Source organism: Paracoccus sp. J56 (assembly GCF_019633685.1).
Classification (GTDB): Bacteria; Pseudomonadota; Alphaproteobacteria; order Rhodobacterales; family Rhodobacteraceae; genus Paracoccus; species Paracoccus kondratievae.
The window spans coordinates 53741-68048 of the sequence record NZ_JAFL01000014.1 but is presented as its reverse complement, the minus strand read 5'-3'; the positions used below and the strand labels follow the sequence as shown (position 1 = coordinate 68048).

Here is a 14308-nt window from a genome sequence, read left to right as displayed (position 1 = left end):
CAGTCTGATACGGTGGGTAGAAATACCCCGTGTCCGCCCTCTGCTCGGGTAGGGCACGCGGCCCGACGCAATGTCACAGCTGCCACGACCGCGCTGGATTGGCGCGGCGCGTTACGAAGGGAAACATTGATGCGCTTTGCACCGCTCATTCTGGCGATGGGTCTTGGCCTTGCCGCCTGTGCGCCTACCCCCCAGACTCCGGCCCAGCCGCCCACCGCTGATCAGGGCGTTTATGGCGCGCGGGTCGATACGGGCCCGAATGGCCAGCCGATCGAGATTCACGCCGTCCGCCCCGCCTACCTGACCGAGCGGAACCGGCGCCAGCGCGTTCCCTATAACGGCCCCGATGCGCCCGGGACGATCGTTGTCGATCCCTATGCGCGGTTCCTTTACTATGTGCTCGATAACGGCGAGGCGATGCGTTACGGCGTGGCCGTCGGTCAGGCCGGTAAGAACTTTCAGGGTTCGGCCACCATCGGGCGCAAGCACGCCTGGCCCAGCTGGACGCCCACCGCGAACATGGTCCGCACCCAGCCCGAGCTTTACGGCCCGCTGAAGGGTGGCCTGCCGGGCGGCGTCGACAACCCGCTGGGGTCGCGCGCGCTGTATCTGTATCAGGGCGGGCGTGACACCATGTACCGTATCCACGGCACGATGGACCCGTCCTCGATCGGCAAGGCGACTTCGGCAGGCTGCATCCGCCTGTTCAACCAGGACATCATGGACCTGTTTGAAAACGTGCCGAACGGGACCCGCGTCAAGGTCCGCACCCGCGCTGAAAGCCTTGCGCTGGAAGGCCCGCTGGTCGAGTTGCCGAACGGTTATCTTGCCCCGGCGGGCGAGGTCCAGACCGCGGCGGCCCAGCCTGCGCAATAATCGTCCGATCCTTTCGGACTGATCCTGCCCCGGCCCGTCGTGGCCGGGGCATTCTTTTTCTGGTCTCTGCCGACGAGGCGTGGCAGGTTCTGGCCATCAATTGCCTGAAACGGAGCGATTTTCATGGTTACCCCCGCCGAACCGACCTTGGCAGATGTCCTGAGTGATCTGGATGGGCTTGTTGCCCGGACCGAACCAGCGGCCCTGCGCCAGTTGGACAAGGCTGCGCTGAACAGGCTGCACCGCGACCTGCGCCGGATGCGCGATGAAAGCGAGGCGCTGCGCAAGGCTTTGCTGCTGGCGACCTCCAATGCCTCGACCGAAAAGCGTCGCCGCAAGGCCGAGCAGGGTGATGAGGCTGGGCAGGGGACCGATAAGGCCGAACGCCGGCTCATCAAGCAAGCCGAAAAGAAAACCGCCAAAGAGTCTGACAAGGCTGCGCGCAAGTCGGCGAAATCCGCCGCATCTGCCGCTGACATCTCAGCCAAGGAAAAGGCCCCCGCGAAAGCCGCAGACAAGCCAAAGGCCGACAAGAAGGTTGACGGATGAGCGCAGGCACGGTTTTCAACCCGTGCCCGGATTGCTATCTGGGCCAAGCCTGATCTGTCCGAGACCCCTATGCGCCGCCTGATCCTGGCCCTTGCCACTGTTCTGACCGCGACCGCCGCCCCAGCTTATGAGGCGGTGGATGCGATTCTGGGTCTGCCTGCGCCGCGCCTGTCTGAAAAGCTGCGCTGCACCAATGACGGGAAGTCCTGCATTTCGCTGGCAAGCTATGTCCCTGATGTTTGCGCCGCTATCGAGCGTGAGGCGGGCAAGAACGGGCTCGATCCGCATTTCTTTGCGCGCCTGCTGTGGAAGGAAAGCCTGTTCGAGCATGGCGCGATCAGCCCGGTCGGCGCCATGGGAATTGCGCAGTTCATGCCTGGCACGGCCGATATGGTTGGGCTCGACGATCCCTTTAACCCGGCCAAGGCTATCGAGGCCTCAGCCCGTTATCTGGCCAGTTTGACCACCAGTTTCGGCAATGTCGGTCTGGCCGCTGTTGCCTATAACGGCGGCGAGAACCGGGCGGCGCGTTTCGTTGCCCAAGGCGGTAACCTGCCGTGGGAGACGCAGGATTACGTTCAGGCGATCACCGGCCAGACGGCCACGGCCTGGCGCGAGAACCCACCTGAAAAGCTGGACGTGCGGCTGGATAAAGAGCGGCCCTTTCGTCAGGCCTGCATAGATCTGGCCGGCAAGCGCAAGCTACGCGAGTTCCAGACCCCCGATCATCCCTGGCCGTGGGGTGTGATCGTTGCCACCCACCCAAGCCGCGCGGGGGTCAGCAATCAGGTTGCGCGTCTGAACCGGCAACTGCGCCCGATTCTTGGCGGCAAGCGGGTCAGCTATGTGCTGCGCCGCATTTCGGGTGGGCCGCGCAAGGTGTACACGGCGCAGATCGGCTATTCCTCCAAATCCGAGGCCTATGCTTTTTGCACCCGTCTGCGCGGCCTTGGTGGGCGCTGTCTGGTGCTGAAGAACTGAAAAACGCCGCTTTGGACGGCGTTTTCCAGGGCTTGTCAGCTGGAGCCGGGGGGTTATTCCTTCCACCGCACCTGGGTCAGGTCATTTGCCGGCATAGGAGAGTTGTCCCACAGCCCTTCGATTTCGGCCTTGGCGACGCCGGTCTTGGCAAGCTGGAACAGGAAGGCGTTGGCATAATCCCCCGCCAAAATCTCTTGCGCCTGTTTCAGCAGTGCCGAACGCTCTGCCGGGTCGGTGGTGGCGTCAAGACGAGCCATCACCTCATCAAAGCCTGCGTTGGTGTAGTTGAAATAATAGTCCTTGCGGCCATAGATGCCGATATCCATCGGCTCGACATGGCTGATGATGGTCAGATCGTAATCGGCATTCTTGAAAACCTGCTCAAGCCACTGCGCCCATTCCATATTGGTGATCTGGGTCTGAATACCGACGGCGCGCAGCTCTGCCGCGACGATCTCGCCGCCCCGGCGGGCATAGGGGGTTGGGGGCAGGGCAAGGCGCAGGGTCAGATCCCCGGTGCCAGCCTCGGCCAGCAGCTTTTTCGACTGTTCGGGATCGTATTGCGATTTTGCTGTCAGATCGACGTAATCGGGGTGATGCGGCGCGAAATGGGTGCCGATGGGGGTGCCATAGCCGAACATCGCACCGTCGATGATCTCTTGGCGGTTGATCGCATGGGCGATGGCCTGACGCACCCGGATATCGGCCAGGGCGGGGTTTTTGTGGTTCATGGCCAGAATGGTTTCGCCCTCGGTCGTGCCGGTGAGGATGCGAAAGCGCGGGTCCGCCTCAAGCTGAGACAGTGTCTCGGGCGCAGGATAGATCGGAAAGGCGTCGATATCCCCGGCCATCAGCGCGGCAAAGGCGGCGGTCGGATCGCCGATAAAGCGGAAGGTGGCGGATTTAAGCGCCGGTTTTTGCCCCCAATAGCCGTCAAAGGCGTCCAGTCGCACATGATCGCCCTGTTTCCATTCGCCAAAGCGAAAGGGGCCGGTGCCGACCGGTTGGGTGGCGATGTCCTTGATGCTGGCCTCATCCACCATCACCGCATCGCCCCAGGCCATCTTGAAAGGAAAGCCGCCATCGGGGGATTTCAGCGTGACGCGGACGGTCAGAGGGTCAACGGCCTCAACCGTCTCGATCCCCTCGAACAGGACCTTCTGGGCGTTGGTGCTGTCGTCAGCCCGGGCGCGGTCCAGCGAAAAGATCACGTCCTGCGCGTCAAAGGCGCTGCCGTCGTGAAAGGTCACACCCGGGCGCAGGTGAAAGGTGTAGGTCTTGCCGTCAGAGCTGTCCCAGCTTTCGGCAAGGCCGGGCTGGACGCTGCCGTCCGGGGCGATGCGGGTCAGCCCCTCGAAGACATTGGCATAGACAACTTCGTCGATCGCGGCCGCTGCACCCCCGGTGGGGTCAAGATTCGGCGGCTCCAGCACCATGCCCAATGTGATCGAATCGGGTGCTGCCAGTGCTGGCGTGCACAGCATTGCCGCCGCTGCTGCGGCCAGCTTGAATCTTGCGAACATCCTGCTCCCCTTCGGCTATCCTTAGCCTGGCACCTTCCGGGGAAAATGGCCTTTGATCAAGTCCGCCGCTCAGTCAGTTGCTGGGCCAGCCCGGCAAACATCAGCCACAGCGAACTAAGCAGCAGGCCCCAGCGGGCAAAACTGTCGGGGTGAAAATCGACCAGAACCGCCCAGACTGCAAAGACGACCCAGGCAACGGTGACGGGCAGAGATACCAGCCGCCAGCGTTTGGTTCGTACCGGGTGGATGAATTTTACGTTGGTGAACATGGTCACGGTCAGCGCCACCACGATGGCCAGGATGACCCAGAAATTCGGCTTGAGCGCGAAAAGCACCAGCACGACCATGTTCCAGCAGGCGGGAAAGCCGGCAAAGGAATTGTCCCGGGTTTTCATCCGCGTGTCAGCGAAATAAATCACACTGCCATAGGTGATCGCGATGATGGCAATCCAGCCGGTCCAGCCGGGCAAAAGCCCCGACATGAACAGCGCATAGGCCGGGATGAACACATAGGTCAGGTAGTCGATGATCAGGTCCATCAACACGCCGTCATAGGTCGGCCAGTTGATTTTGACGTGATAACGCCGCGCCAGGGGGCCGTCGACGCCATCGACGATCAGCGCGATGACCAGCCAGAAGAACATCTGCGACCAGTCGCCACGAACGGCGGCCAGCAGCGCAAGCATCGACAGAACCGCTCCGGTAGCGGTCAGAAGATGCACGGTCAAAGCTTTAAGGCGCGGAGTCATTTTCTGCTTCTGTCACCGAACGGTCATGGCCGCAAGTTCGCTTGAGGCCGGAATTTGCTCTTTGGAGCAAGAAGATGCGACAAATTTGACATTTCTAGCCGACAAATTCTTCGGCCGCGTAGCCTTGCAGATATAAAAGCGCGGTCAGATCGCCGTGGTTGATTCGCAAGCCGACCTGCGCTGCGACCGCCGGTTTGGCATGCAGCGCGACCCCCATGCCAGCCAGTTCCAGCATGCCGAGGTCGTTCGCGCCGTCGCCGACCGCCAGCACATCGGCGGCCGAAAGGCCGCGGGCGGCGGTGATATCGTTCAGCGCCTCGACCTTGGCTTCTCGTCCAAGGATCGGCAGGGTGACTTGTCCGGTCAGGACACCGCCTTCGGCCAAAAGGGTGTTGGCGCGATGCTCGTCAAAGCCAAGTGTGCGTGCAATCGGGCCAGTGAAATCGGTGAACCCGCCCGAGACGAGCGCGGTATAGGCGCCCTGCGCGCGCATGGTTGCAACCAGTTCGCGTCCCCCCGGAGCAAGGGTGATGCGCGTGTCGAGCACCTCGCGGATCGCGGTTTCGGGCAGGCCGGCCAGCAGACCGACCCGGGCCAGCAGTGCCTCGTGAAAGTTCAGCTCGCCGTTCATGGCGCGGGCGGTGATGGCTGCGACACGTTCGCCTGCTCCGGCGACCGCGGCGAGTTCGTCGATGCATTCCTGCTGGATCATCGTCGAATCCATATCGGCCAGCAGCACCGCCTTGCGCCGGCCCTGGGTCGGCTGGATCGCGATATCAAAGCCCCGGGCCTGAAGCTGTTCCCACACCTGCCAGAAATCTACGGGCTCGGCAGGCAGCGGGAATTCGGCGGCGATGCCGGCAGCCAGCCAGATCACATGGCCGCCGTTCCAGGCGCTGCACAGCTCATCGACCAGCGAGGGGGAGAGGTCCGCCCGGCTGGGCGCGGCAAGAAGGGTGACGGTGAACATAAGGGCCCCCGGGGCGGTTGTTTGCGGCAGCACTAGCCAATGCGCTGCGGGGGATCAATCGTCGGAATCGTGCCGCCAAACTGTCGCAAACATTGCTTGCAAATTTTCCTTGCGAGAATCCTGGCCGGGTAGTAGAGCCGTTCGCGGGACACGCCGCCCCAACGCGGCGCTTATAGCTGGAAGGCTAACATCATGAGCAAGACTGCTCCGGCCGCGCGGCCGGCCAATCCGCGCTTTTCTTCGGGCCCCTGCGCCAAGATCCCCCATTATTCGCTGGACATGCTTGCCGACGCCCCCTTGGGCCGGTCGCATCGCGCAGCTATCGGTAAGGCCAAGCTGGCCGAGGCCATCGACCTGACCCGCGAGATTCTGGGCGTGCCGGCCGATTACCGTATCGGCATCGTGCCTGCCTCGGACACCGGCGCGGTCGAGATGGCGCTGTGGTCGCTTCTGGGCGCACGCAAGGTCGAGATGCTGGCCTGGGAAAGCTTTGGCGAAGGCTGGGTGACCGATGTGGTCAAGCAGCTGAAGCTGGATGCAGTGGTGCGCAAGGCTGATTACGGCAAGATCGTCGATTTCGCCGAAGTCGACTTCAACAATGATGTTGTCTTTACCTGGAACGGCACGACCTCGGGCGTGCGGGTGCCGAATGGCGATGCGATTCCGGCAAACCGCGACGGGCTGACCATCTGTGACGCGACCTCGGCTGCATTCGCGATGGATCTGCCCTTTGACAAGCTGGATGTGGTGACCTTTAGCTGGCAGAAAGTTCTGGGCGGCGAGGGTGCGCATGGTGTGCTGATCCTGAGCCCGCGCGCTGTCGAGCGGCTGGAAAGCTATACCCCCGCATGGCCGCTGCCCAAGATTTTCCGCATGACCAAGGGGGGAAAGCTGATCGAGGGCATCTTTAAGGGCGAGACCATCAACACGCCGTCGATGCTGTGCGTCGAGGATTATCTGGTGGCGCTGAAATGGGCCAAGTCGCTTGGTGGCCGCAAGGCGCTGATCGCCCGGGCCGAGGCCAATGCACAGGCCGTGCGCGATTTCATCGCCGATAAGGATTGGATCGCTGATCTGGCCGAGGACCCGGCCACGGCCTCGACCACTTCGGTCTGCCTGAAATTTACCGATCCGCGCATCAGGGATGGCGCAGCTTTTGCCAAGGCCGTTGCCAAGCGATTGGAGAAAGAGGGCGTGGCGCTGGACGCCGGCGCCTATCGCGATGCACCTCCCGGTTTGCGGATCTGGTGCGGCTCGACCGTCGAGGCCTCGGATGTCGCGGCGCTGATGCCTTGGATCGAATATGCCTTTGAGGCCGAGATCGAGGCGCAGGCCGAGGCTGCCTGAGCGATCTGCCGGACCGGGGCGCTGCCCCGGACCCCGGAATATTTATTCACGAAAGAAACACTCGCGCGGGGGGCGTTTTCCCGCGCCGGCCCTGCATATCCAGAGGATAGAGAAATGCCCAAGGTTCTTGTTTCGGACAAGCTTTCGGAAACCGCCGTGCAGATTTTCCGTGATCGCGGCGTTGAAGTCGATTACCTTCCCGACGTCGGCAAGGATAAAGACAAGCTGGCTGAGATCATCGGTGAATATGACGGTCTGGCCATTCGCTCGGCCACCAAGGTGACGGCGAAGCTGCTGGAAAATGCCACTCGTCTGAAGGTGATCGGCCGTGCCGGTATCGGGGTGGACAATGTCGATATTCCGGCTGCCTCGAAAAAAGGTGTGATCGTGATGAACACACCTTTTGGCAACTCGGTCACCACCGCCGAACATGCCATTGCGCTGATGTTCGCCGTTGCCCGTCAATTGCCCGAGGCCAGCGTTTCGACCCATGAGGGCAAGTGGGAGAAAAACCGCTTTATGGGTGTCGAGGTCTTTAACAAGACGCTGGGCGTCATCGGGGCGGGAAACATCGGCTCGATCGTCATTGACCGCGCGTTGGGGCTGAAGATGAAGGTCCTGGCCTATGACCCCTTCCTGTCGGAAGATCGCGCCAAGGAGCTGGGCGTCAAGAAGGTCGAGCTGGACGAGCTGCTGGCCAAGGCTGATTTCATTACGCTGCATGTGCCCCTGACCGACAAGACCCGCAACATTCTGTCGCGCGAGAATCTGGAGAAGACCAGGAAGGGGGTGCGCATCGTCAACGCTGCCCGTGGTGGGCTGATTGATGAGAGGGCGCTGGCCGATCTGCTGAAATCGGGCCATGTGGCCGGGGCTGCGCTTGATGTATTTGCGACCGAGCCTGCGACCGAAAGCCCGCTGTTCGGGTTGCCGAACGTCGTGGTGACGCCGCATCTGGGCGCCTCGACCACCGAGGCGCAAGAGAATGTCGCCCTGCAAGTCGCTGAGCAGATGTCGGATTATCTGCTGACCGGCGCGGTGCAGAATGCGCTGAACATGCCCTCGGTCACTGCCGAAGAGGCGGCGGTGATGGGGCCGTGGCTGAAGCTTGCAGGCCATCTGGGAGCTTTTATCGGCCAGATGACCGACGAGCCGATCAAGGCGATCAATGTGCTTTATGACGGCGTGACCTCGGAGATGAACCTTAAGGCGCTGAACGCTTCGGTGATTGCCGGGGTGATGAAGGCGACCAACCCGGATGTGAACATGGTCTCGGCCCCGGTTATGGCGGCTGAGCGCGGGGTGCAGGTGGCGACCACCACCCAGGCCAAGTCGGGTGTCTTTGACGGTTACATCAAGGCAACCGTGGTTACCGACACGCGTGAACGCTCGATCGCGGGCACGGTGTTCAGCGACGGCAAACCGCGCTTTATCCAGATCCGTGGCATCAATGTCGACGCAGAAATCGGGCAATACATGCTTTACACCCGCAACAAGGACGTCCCGGGTGTGATCGGGGCGCTGGGGGCGACGCTGGGTGATCTGGGCGTCAACATCGCCAACTTTACCCTTGGTCGTACCAAGGCTGGCGATGATGCAATCGCGATCCTTTACCTTGACGAAGCTCTGAAGCCTGAAGCGTTGGAGGCCTTGCGCGCCACCGGAAAGTTCCTGCAGGTCCGGCCAATGTATTTCGAGGTTTGAACCTTTCCAGCCCCCGGACTAGGTTCCGGGGGTTTTCATTTGTGAGGGCGGCATGCGGACCTATGCCATTGGAGACATCCACGGCCATATCGAACTGTTGCGCGCGGCGCATGAGCTGATCGCGCGGGATGATGCCGCGCATGGCGGCGGCGGGACGGTGGTGCATGTCGGCGATCTGCTGGACCGGGGGCCGGATTCGCGGGCGGTGGTCGAACATCTGATGCGGGGGCAGGCCGAGGGACGGCCATGGATCGTCTTGCGCGGCAATCACGACCGTTTCCTGCCGCGTTTTGCCGTCGAGCCTGGCTGGATTGATCCCGGCCTGAGCTCGGGGCGGCATTGGCTGGACCATGAATCGCTGGGTGCGGCCGAGACGCTGGCCGCCTATGGGGTCGAGATCCGCGATCATGTCCGTACCCACGCAGATGTGCTGCGCGCGGTGCCCGAGGTGCATCTGCGCTGGCTCTCTGCCCTGCCGCTGTGGCACCTGATACCGCAGGCGCTGTTTGTCCATGCCGGCATTCGTCCCGGTGTGGATCTGTCGCAGCAGACCGAGCATGATCTTGTCTGGATCCGCAAAGGCTTTCTGGATGACGCCAGTGACCATGGGGTGCTGGTCGTGCATGGTCACACTCCGGTCGGCAAAGTGACACATTTTGGCAACAGGCTGGCCATTGACACCGGGGCGGCCTATGGTGGCCCGCTCAGTGCCGTCGTTTTTGACGACACGGGCCTGCATCTTCTGACCGAAGGCGGGCGCGAGCCGATTCCGGTGCCTGCAAATGCGGCAGTAATGTGACAACGCTGCGACTGTAGTGTCGGGAAACATTTAACATTCTTGGTATCCGTTGACGCGTCGCCGCAACGGGCCAGATATTTGTAAAAAAGCACGCATCATAATGGTGCGGCAGGAGGTTATCAGTCGTGCAGTCCTTGTCCGTCATGTTTCAGCTGGCCGGTGCGGTGGCGCTGCTGCTCTTTGGGCTGGGGCTGGTGCGCGACGGGATGGTTCGTGCCTTTGGCGTCAAGCTGAAGATGGTGCTGGGCCGGGGCACAAAGAACGGGCCGCGCGCGTTTATTTCGGGTCTGGTTGCGACGCTGGGGCTGCAAAGCTCGACCGCGACGGCTTTGATGACGGCCTCTTTCGCGGATCGCGGCATGATCCAGCCCCGAATGGGCCAGATCGTGCTGCTTGGGGCGAATCTGGGTACGGCGCTGACCGCCTGGATCGTCGCCTCGGGGATTGAGGCGCTGGTGCCGGTGATGCTGCTTGTGGGTTATATCCTGCGCCGGCAGGATCGTCGCTCGCTCTCAGGGGCGGGGTTGGCGCTGATAGGCATTGCGCTGATGCTGCTGTCTCTCGCGCTGCTTAGCCAGGCGACCGAACCCTTGCGTGAATCGGTAGCAATGGCGGCTTTTCTGGCCATGCTGAGCAATGCGTGGCCGGTGGCCCTGGCCATGGCGGCTGGGCTTGCGGTGATCTGCTCATCCTCGCTGGCGGTGGTGATGCTGGTGCTGTCGCTGGGCATGGACCCGGCGCTGACGGTGGTTCTGGTGCTGGGCGCAAACCTTGGCGGTGCGATTCCGCCGGTGCTTGCGACCGTGGGACAGGGGATTGCAGCACGGCGCGTGGCGCTGGGCAACCTGATCGTGCGTGGGGTTGGCTGCATGGTCGCGCTACCTTTGGCTGGGCAGGCGGCGCTGGCGCTGACCGCTATGCCGCTGCCTGAAACAGGGCTGGCGGTTGAGGCGCATCTGGCCTTTAACCTCGTGCTGGCGGCGGTGATCTGGCCCTTTGCCGGGCTGGTGTCGCGCCTGACTGCCAAGCTGGTGCGCGAAGACGAACAGACACCGCCAATCGAAGTTCAGCTGCTGGACGGCAGCGCGCTTGACACACCAGCTGTGGCGCTGGGCCGGGCAAGCCGCGCGGCGCTGGCGATCGGCGATGTGGTCGAGCGGATGTTGCAGCAAGCCCATACCGCGTTTGAGCGCAGCGATGATGCTCCGCTGGCCGAGGTCGCTGTGCTGGAAGAGCGTGTCGACCGCATGCAGCAAGAGATCAAAAGCTTTCTGTCTCGCCTTGGCCGCGATGCTGGTGAGGATGAGCGGCGGCAGGCTATCACCATCCTCGACTATGTCATCAACCTTGAACATGTCGGCGACATTATCGACAAGGGACTGGGTCCCGAGTTGCGCAAGAAAGCGGTGCTGTCTCTGCGTTTTTCGGAGGAGGGCTTCCGCGAGCTCGATGTGCTGTTCCTGATGACCATCGAGAATCTGCGTCTGGCTCAGACCATCTTTATGACCCGTGACCGTGATCTGGCCCGTCAGTTGATGGAAGAAAAGGTCGAGATTCGGCGGCTTGAGCGCATGTCGGCGCAGCGCCATCTGATGCGCTTGCGTGAGGGGCGGGCTGACAGCCAGCAGACCTCTTCGCTGCATCTGGACATTCTGCGCGACCTCAAGCGGGTGAATGCGCATATCGCCTCGGTCGCCCATCCGATTCTGGACGAGGCTGATTTGCTGATCGAAAGCCGGCTGAAGAAGGGCTGACGGGCAGGGGTGCGTTGCCTGCGTGCCCGCTGTCAGGGCTGGTTCATAGCCATCTTGCGATAGCCCTCCGTGACCACCATCTTGCATGGCGCGATATTGTTCTGGAGGGTTCGATGAAAACTGGGTTGGCCGCGCTGATGCTCATGGCCGTGCCCGCCTCGGCCGAAGTCGTGGGCGAGGTCGGGGTGGACTGGGTTGGAAACGATATCATTGTCGAAGCCATCGCCGATCCCAAGGTTCAAGGCGTGACCTGCCATCTGGCTTACTTTGAGCGTTCGGTGCTTGACAGGCTAAGCCAGGGAAACTGGTTCGAGGATCCCTCGAACTCGGCCATCGAATGCACGCGCACCGGCCCGGTCCGCATCGGGGACATTCGTCGCGGTCCTGAGGGTGAGGATGTGTTCAGCGCCTCACGTTCGCTGATCTTCAAGGCGCTGCGCGTCAAGCGCATCTATGATGAAGACAATCAGGTGCTGATCTATCTGGCCCATACCGATCAGGTGAAAGAGGGGTCGGCCAAGATGTCGATCTCGACCGTGGCGCTGGAGCCGGGCGAGGCGTTGCCTGCAAAGTAAGTCCAGCCTCTGGCCAAGCCGCGCGGATTTCGGATGAAAGCAGCAAAAATCCGTGTCAAAATTGACCGATACGGATTGTTCATGTCCGACAGGTGGACTCCGGCGCCCCAGGGCTGTATGAGCCGCGCGAAACAGGAATGGTAAGATGCGGATTCCGTCCAAGACCGCGAAATATAATCTGGGCCAGGTGGTCCGCCATCGTGAACATCCCTTCCGCGGGGTGGTCTTTGACGTGGACCCCGAATTCTCAAATACTGAGGAGTGGTATGAGTCCATTCCCGAGGATTCGCGTCCGGCCCGCAACCAGCCCTTCTACCATCTTTATGCCGAGACCGAGGCGACCTATTACGTGGCCTATGTCTCAGAGCAGAATCTGGTTCCGGACAATTCCGGGGAGCCACTGGAACATCCTGAAGTGATGGAGATGTTCGGTGAATTTCAAGACGGCCGTTATCCCTTGCAATTCGGGCTGAACTGAAGGGCTTTAGCCCTCATTCGACGCGACTGGCTGCCGGGGCGGTTCGGCTACAGGTACGATAAAGCCTAGGAAATTTCGCCTGCCTTCACGGAAATAGCTCAACGAAGCCGTCAGTTCCTGAATCAAGAACCAGCCAAAACCGCCTTCGGGCAATAAAAGGATTGCATCCAAAGCATCTGCCGGCGCTGAAATCGTGGGCAGGCCGTGAGCCTCCAGACAAGAGGGGGGCAGCGGCCGACCATCATCTGTTACCGCACAGGCTATGCCGCCCACATGTCGAGCGACGCATAGGTGGATCAGCGGTATATGAGGCTGGCCCTGTAACCGCTCAGCTTCGTGTCTGATGCCGTGTTCGCAGATATTGTTCAGCACTTCGGCCAGCGCCAGTTCGACTTTCGAGATGACCTCACTTTCTGCGCAGCCGTCGAACCGCTCACGCAGGAAATGCAGGACCGCGCGCACCGTTGCGGGGTTGGCGCGGAAAATCCGGTGAAACATGGGCTGCCGTCCCGGCGGGGGGCATCGCAGCCGTGTTTCAGCCTGCTTGAATGCCGCATTCATTCCGCGGCTCTTTTATTGCTGCTGGCAGGGGTCTCAGCCCATTCTTGAATGGGAAGAACTTTATCCATTCTGGTCAGACGGAATACCCGTTCGACATTCGGAGTCATGCCCGTCAGCGTTAATTTTTTTCCTGATGGCATCGCCTTGTAAATGGCAATAATCGCCCCAAGGCCCGAGCTGTCCATAAAATCAACCCCGCCCAAGTCCAGAATTATCTGGATTCCTCCGGTGGCGATCATCCCGCGTATGCGATCCTTGAACGCTGTGGCGATAGCTGCATCAAGGCGGCGTTCATCGACACGGATGATCAGCCCGTCTGGATGAGGCAGCGATTTAAGTTGCATCGTCATATCCCGGTTTCCTGTAATTCTGCCTATCTCTAATGTCCTAATCCTTACCGCTTGGTAAGCGCTCTCAGGATTTGCGCCGCAAACAGTGAAAAAGGAATGAAATTATTCCCGGCATTTTAGTTGCCGGTTGATTGCCAATGGATGGAACCGTTGAACCGCAAAACCATGCGTGCCAGAGTTCCGGGACATTCTGCCCATGGATGGAAGAGGAAAACATACGCCTTGCCCATTCCGCGATTTTGCTTGCAGTCGTGTGCCATAAGCGGCGCTTATGGCGGCGCGACCCCGTGGCGCTGATCTGCCGGCCCGGGCGAAGTGCCCCGGTGGTCCGCATTTGCACGGCTTCGGGCGGGGCTCTGCGAGGGGGGGTTATCAGCTTGTTGCCGGCAAGAACGCTCTGCTGCACCTTACGTTGAAGGCTGAGAGTCCGAATCCCGTAATCTTGCGGGTACGTCTGGTGGCCGAAGATGGCGCGGATCGGCGCGCGGGAGATGAGCCTGAACTGTCGGTTATGGACCGGACGTCGTGCCCGGGGAATTAACTGCGTGCTTTTGCCGAGCTTCTGATCGAAAATGCGTTGCCACGGACAGAACGGGACTGATTGTCGCTGCAAGAACTCTCAGAGTACCCCGGGCGGTGCAAAATGCTCCTGCAGGCTCAGCGCATAGGCTTCAACCATCCAAGGGCATTCTGAACCTCTGCCAGATAAGCAGGGGATCTGAAGATCGGGACTGGTTGAATAGAAGGTATCGGCGGGCTGGCATCCTGCGGCCGTTATTCAACACCCGGCAGCAGGAAGGTGTACGAGATGGGCAGGTTTTCAAAGGCTGAGATCACCCGTCGGCTGACCGATGGCTATTGGAAAGCCAGGGCTGCGGCCGCCGTTCGTTCGATGTCAGGTCGCGTGGAGTGCTGAACGTGGACCTCCCCGGGCCGTCGGCAGAGGGCCGGCAGTTTGCCAGAAAGGCTCTGCCCGCCTGGGAGGCGGTTGCCGGTATTACCTTCAGCCGCGATCCCGGTCTCTGCGCCACCATCCATATCACCTTTGGTGACTATGGTCAGGACGCTGTCCTTCATCAATGATGACCGGCG

Annotated in this window: 15 protein-coding genes; 10 read left to right on the top strand and 5 right to left on the bottom strand. The window is 61.3% G+C overall.

Going from position 1 to position 14308, the window contains the following annotated elements; translation table 11 throughout:
* The first annotated feature begins 129 nt into the window (after positions 1-129).
* From M511_RS11820 to M511_RS11810, 3 genes are all read left to right on the top strand, one after another.
* Positions 130-876, top strand: a complete 747-nt coding sequence (locus M511_RS11820) for a L,D-transpeptidase (protein WP_010395634.1) — start codon at positions 130-132, stop codon at positions 874-876.
* A 123-nt stretch (positions 877-999) separates the two neighbouring features.
* On the top strand, positions 1000-1425 hold the full coding sequence (locus M511_RS11815) for a hypothetical protein (RefSeq protein WP_085502290.1): 426 nt from the start codon (positions 1000-1002) through the stop codon (positions 1423-1425).
* Between the two features lie 69 nt (positions 1426-1494).
* Entirely contained in the window at positions 1495-2406 is a 912-nt protein-coding gene (locus M511_RS11810; RefSeq protein WP_010395628.1) for a lytic transglycosylase domain-containing protein, read from the top strand.
* A gap of 53 nt (positions 2407-2459) precedes the next feature.
* Here M511_RS11810 and M511_RS11805 read toward each other — a convergent pair whose 3' ends face one another.
* The 3 genes from M511_RS11805 to serB all read right to left on the bottom strand — a co-directional run bounded on the left by M511_RS11805 (position 2460) and on the right by serB (position 5648).
* Positions 2460-3929: an ABC transporter substrate-binding protein gene (locus tag M511_RS11805; RefSeq protein ID WP_085502289.1), complete on the bottom strand. Its 1470-nt coding sequence runs from the start codon at positions 3927-3929 to the stop codon at positions 2460-2462.
* Positions 3930-3985: 56 nt separating this feature from the next.
* Positions 3986-4678: a CDP-alcohol phosphatidyltransferase family protein gene (locus M511_RS11800; RefSeq protein WP_085502288.1), complete on the bottom strand. Its 693-nt coding sequence runs from the start codon at positions 4676-4678 to the stop codon at positions 3986-3988.
* 94 nt (positions 4679-4772) lie between these two features.
* On the bottom strand, positions 4773-5648 hold the full coding sequence (serB, locus tag M511_RS11795) for a phosphoserine phosphatase SerB (RefSeq protein ID WP_010395620.1): 876 nt from the start codon (positions 5646-5648) through the stop codon (positions 4773-4775).
* Positions 5649-5840: 192 nt separating this feature from the next.
* Here serB and M511_RS11790 point away from each other — a divergent pair, with 192 nt between their 5' ends.
* From M511_RS11790 to hspQ, 6 genes are all read left to right on the top strand, one after another.
* Positions 5841-6995 (top strand): phosphoserine transaminase, encoded by a 1155-nt coding sequence (locus M511_RS11790; protein ID WP_085502287.1) that lies wholly within the window; start codon positions 5841-5843, stop codon positions 6993-6995.
* A gap of 114 nt (positions 6996-7109) precedes the next feature.
* Positions 7110-8699 (top strand): phosphoglycerate dehydrogenase, encoded by a 1590-nt coding sequence (serA, locus tag M511_RS11785; RefSeq protein WP_010395617.1) that lies wholly within the window; start codon positions 7110-7112, stop codon positions 8697-8699.
* 52 nt (positions 8700-8751) lie between these two features.
* Positions 8752-9498: a metallophosphoesterase gene (locus M511_RS11780; protein ID WP_085502286.1), complete on the top strand. Its 747-nt coding sequence runs from the start codon at positions 8752-8754 to the stop codon at positions 9496-9498.
* 125 nt (positions 9499-9623) lie between these two features.
* Positions 9624-11252: a Na/Pi cotransporter family protein gene (locus tag M511_RS11775; protein ID WP_085502285.1), complete on the top strand. Its 1629-nt coding sequence runs from the start codon at positions 9624-9626 to the stop codon at positions 11250-11252.
* Between the two features lie 113 nt (positions 11253-11365).
* Positions 11366-11827 carry a CreA family protein gene (locus M511_RS11770; protein ID WP_010395610.1) on the top strand — a complete coding sequence of 154 codons (462 nt, stop codon included), beginning with the start codon at positions 11366-11368 and terminating at the stop codon, positions 11825-11827.
* A gap of 145 nt (positions 11828-11972) precedes the next feature.
* The gene (hspQ, locus tag M511_RS11765; RefSeq protein WP_010395606.1) at positions 11973-12305 is read left to right on the top strand and encodes a heat shock protein HspQ; all 333 of its coding nucleotides are present in this window, start codon (positions 11973-11975) and stop codon (positions 12303-12305) included.
* A 6-nt stretch (positions 12306-12311) separates the two neighbouring features.
* Here hspQ and M511_RS11760 read toward each other — a convergent pair whose 3' ends face one another.
* A complete protein-coding gene (locus tag M511_RS11760) occupies positions 12312-12803 on the bottom strand; it encodes an ATP-binding protein (RefSeq protein WP_227493373.1) in 492 nt (163 codons plus the stop codon).
* 59 nt (positions 12804-12862) lie between these two features.
* Positions 12863-13216, bottom strand: a complete 354-nt coding sequence (locus tag M511_RS11755; protein WP_010395602.1) for an STAS domain-containing protein — start codon at positions 13214-13216, stop codon at positions 12863-12865.
* A 909-nt stretch (positions 13217-14125) separates the two neighbouring features.
* Between M511_RS11755 and M511_RS11750 the strand changes: the two genes are divergently transcribed.
* Positions 14126-14299 carry a zinc metalloprotease gene (locus tag M511_RS11750; RefSeq protein ID WP_158004472.1) on the top strand — a complete coding sequence of 58 codons (174 nt, stop codon included), beginning with the start codon at positions 14126-14128 and terminating at the stop codon, positions 14297-14299.
* Positions 14300-14308: the final 9 nt, after the last annotated feature.

Coding starts and splice junctions, on each gene's coding strand:
- M511_RS11820 (WP_010395634.1), top strand. CDS start 130: ATGCGCTTTGCACCGCTCATTCTGGCGATGGGTCTTGGCCTTGCCGCC.
- M511_RS11815 (WP_085502290.1), top strand. CDS start 1,000: ATGGTTACCCCCGCCGAACCGACCTTGGCAGATGTCCTGAGTGATCTG.
- M511_RS11810 (WP_010395628.1), top strand. CDS start 1,495: ATGCGCCGCCTGATCCTGGCCCTTGCCACTGTTCTGACCGCGACCGCC.
- M511_RS11805 (WP_085502289.1), bottom strand. CDS start 3,929: ATGTTCGCAAGATTCAAGCTGGCCGCAGCAGCGGCGGCAATGCTGTGC.
- M511_RS11800 (WP_085502288.1), bottom strand. CDS start 4,678: ATGACTCCGCGCCTTAAAGCTTTGACCGTGCATCTTCTGACCGCTACC.
- serB (WP_010395620.1), bottom strand. CDS start 5,648: ATGTTCACCGTCACCCTTCTTGCCGCGCCCAGCCGGGCGGACCTCTCC.
- M511_RS11790 (WP_085502287.1), top strand. CDS start 5,841: ATGAGCAAGACTGCTCCGGCCGCGCGGCCGGCCAATCCGCGCTTTTCT.
- serA (WP_010395617.1), top strand. CDS start 7,110: ATGCCCAAGGTTCTTGTTTCGGACAAGCTTTCGGAAACCGCCGTGCAG.
- M511_RS11780 (WP_085502286.1), top strand. CDS start 8,752: ATGCGGACCTATGCCATTGGAGACATCCACGGCCATATCGAACTGTTG.
- M511_RS11770 (WP_010395610.1), top strand. CDS start 11,366: ATGAAAACTGGGTTGGCCGCGCTGATGCTCATGGCCGTGCCCGCCTCG.
- hspQ (WP_010395606.1), top strand. CDS start 11,973: ATGCGGATTCCGTCCAAGACCGCGAAATATAATCTGGGCCAGGTGGTC.
- M511_RS11760 (WP_227493373.1), bottom strand. CDS start 12,803: ATGTTTCACCGGATTTTCCGCGCCAACCCCGCAACGGTGCGCGCGGTC.
- M511_RS11755 (WP_010395602.1), bottom strand. CDS start 13,216: ATGACGATGCAACTTAAATCGCTGCCTCATCCAGACGGGCTGATCATC.